Origin of the sequence: Photorhabdus viridis (assembly GCF_040256935.1) — a bacterium.
In the GTDB taxonomy this organism is placed as follows: domain Bacteria; phylum Pseudomonadota; class Gammaproteobacteria; order Enterobacterales; family Enterobacteriaceae; genus Photorhabdus; species Photorhabdus viridis.
This window is the reverse complement of sequence record NZ_JBEJZY010000117.1, coordinates 1-2,839: the sequence shown is the minus strand read 5'-3', so window position 1 is coordinate 2,839 and position 2,839 is coordinate 1. Positions and strand designations below refer to the sequence as shown.

Below are 2,839 nucleotides of genomic sequence, written 5' to 3'. Positions count from 1 at the left end.
GCGGCGGGACTCGTCGTTTCTGCCCATGGAGGCCAGTGTAAATCCGTCACACAGACGGTTGCGGCCTAGGAAGTGGGAAGCCTCGCCCGACAGGGCGGGGAGCAGTCACTACTTGAAGAGTCCTGGCTTTAATTTATGCTCTCCTGTTTCACCTTCTTTGGTAAAGATCGCTGTTATTGCGATCAGGCGCCATTATGGCATATCAGTAATTAACGTCAACATGTGTGCCTTTTAGGCATACATATATAATCACGTGAGCTTTTTAATATTTACATACCGAATAGTTTTTTAAAGAAATTATACCGAAATGACAGAATTAATAGGTATATATTCTTAATATTATAGTCAGCTTGTTTTTTTATATTCATATTTATCAGGCTAAAGTACCGTCCATTTATAAATATTGGCTGAAAACTGTAATTTCATGTCATGTATTCTGCCATTAATGGAAATCAGATATATATTTGGATAAGTAATTATTCATGTTATTTTTTTATTTTGATATTGTTTATTTAAGGTATTAAATTCATGAATTTTCATATTCATAATATTTTTCTATTATTGCAAAGGAATATATATGAAAATTAGTATTTATTTGAAATTGTTTCATTTCGGTGTTAAATGTAATTAGCATTTACATTAGTTATGTAATTTGATTATTATAAAATAAGATGTAATGAAGTCAGTTTACGTTTTATATGGGAAAATATACATGGATTTATTGTAAGGCAATGATAAATAATATTTTTATTGTTTTTGTCTTGTTCTTTGGTTGTTGGAGATTATTGATATTTATAAACACCTGATTTCATCTGAAATAATTTCAATCAGATATTAATTCCAAATGGACAAAATACAGCAAGGACTTAGCGCTCATGCCAGTAGATATATTCAATAGATCCATTTTTATTTAGTTGTGGAATTCAGCGTCGGTTAATAAAAAATTGCTGTAGATCAAAGACGCTTATCTAAAAAACAGGAAAAAAATGGAATACCTTCTTCCGGTTCATCAAATGAACCATTTATTCCGTTGTCTGGAAAATTATTGTCACATAATTATTAATTGTGCAGTTATTAACCGGATTATGACATCCAGCGCCTGAGAGAAAGTATTGCCTGAGTATCTTTCGATGCCTGGCGTACCTGCTGTTATTTCTCCCAAAAGTAAAAGAAAAACATTTGTGATGGTTGCTGGGAATAACCGTTTTCAAATATCCAATAGATTCGTTGAGGTAGTAAGCAGATGAAAGACAGTATTACCAGAAAGGAAAATACCCTTGAAGCGGGGTTGTTGCTGGAAACCTGGAACGCCACAGAAACCCCGTATCCTGACCATTTATGTATCCATCAGTTGTTTGAACAACAGGCAGAGAAAACCCCGGCTGCCGCAGCGTTAATCGCGGGAGATAAAACCCTGAGCTACGTCGAACTGAATGCCCGCGCTAACCGGCTAGCCTGTCAACTGATTGAACAGGGTGTGTACCCGGATGACCACGTGGCGATTCTGTTAGAACGCTCGGTTGAACTGGTAGTGGCTCAGTTGGCTATCCTTAAGGCTGGTGCGATTTATGTCCCTGTCGATCCCAACGTACCGAATGAGCGGAAAAGTTGGCTGATAAACGATTGTGCCGTCAAATTACTGCTGACTGATATGCAGACCAAGATCCCGGTTGACTTAGTTGTTCCGCGGCTCCGCCTTACCCCCGAGACAGAACCAATCCGGGAAGAGGAACATCGTAATCTTGATTTATTGGGCGCCAGCGCTGGACCGGCGTATATCATGTATACCTCCGGTTCGACGGGGATGCCAAAAGGGGTCATCGTGCCTCACCGGGCTGTCGTTCGGCTGGTCATCAATAACGGCTATGCTGAAATCGAACCCAATGACCGGATTGCTTTCGCCGCTAATCCGGCTTTCGATGCCAGCACCTTCGAAGTTTGGGCGCCGTTGCTCAACGGTGCTGCGCTGGTGGTTATTGATCATACTACGTTGCTGACGCCGCGGGATTTTGTCCAAGCGTTACAGGCGCATCGCATTACGGTTCTGTGGCTGAGTGTCGGGTTGTTTAACCGGCTGGCGGCGGAGCTATCCCCGGTACTGCCTCAACTTAAAATGTTGTTGGTCGGGGGAGATGTCCTCGATCCGCATGTCATTGCTCAGGTGCTGCGTAAGAACCCGCCACAACAGTTATTGAATGCCTACGGTCCGAGTGAGGGAACCACGTTTACCACGACCTATCGTATTGACGCGTTAACATCAGGGACGGCTTCTATTCCTATTGGCCGACCCATTGCCAATACCCGGCTTTATTTGCTAGATACTGACGGTCAGCCGGTATCATTGGGGATGACTGGTGAGATTTATGTCGGGGGTGACGGCGTGGCCTGCGGTTATCTCAATCGCCCTGAACTGACCGCTGAACGCTTTCTCACCGATCCATTCAGCAATAAACCGAATGCACGTATGTACCGAACCGGAGATTTGGCCCGCTATCTGCCCGACGGCAATCTGGAGTTCCTGGGCCGTAACGATCAGCAGGTGAAAATCCGCGGTTTCCGGATTGAACCGGGGGAAATTGAGGCCCGGCTGGTGGAATATCCGGCGATACGTGAAGCCGTGGCGCTGGCGTTAGGAGAGGGGCAGGATAAACAACTGGTTGCCTATGTACTGACCCAGGAGAATGACGGATTGGCTGCCCGCCTGCGTGAGTACCTGAGTTCGCGGTTGCCGGATTATATGGTGCCGGCGGCCTTTGTGCGTCTGGATGTTTTCCCGCTGACCCCAAACGGCAAACTGGATCGTCGGGCGCTGCCGATGCCGGGTGAAGAGGCTTTTGCC

Annotated in this window: 2 pseudogenes; both read left to right on the top strand. The window is 44.7% G+C overall.

The window, feature by feature from the left end:
- A pseudogene (locus tag ABR397_RS22235) lies at positions 1–69 on the top strand (RNA-guided endonuclease InsQ/TnpB family protein); the annotation flags it as partial.
- 1,174 nt (positions 70–1,243) lie between these two features.
- Positions 1,244–2,839, top strand: a pseudogene (locus ABR397_RS22230) (amino acid adenylation domain-containing protein); the annotation flags it as partial.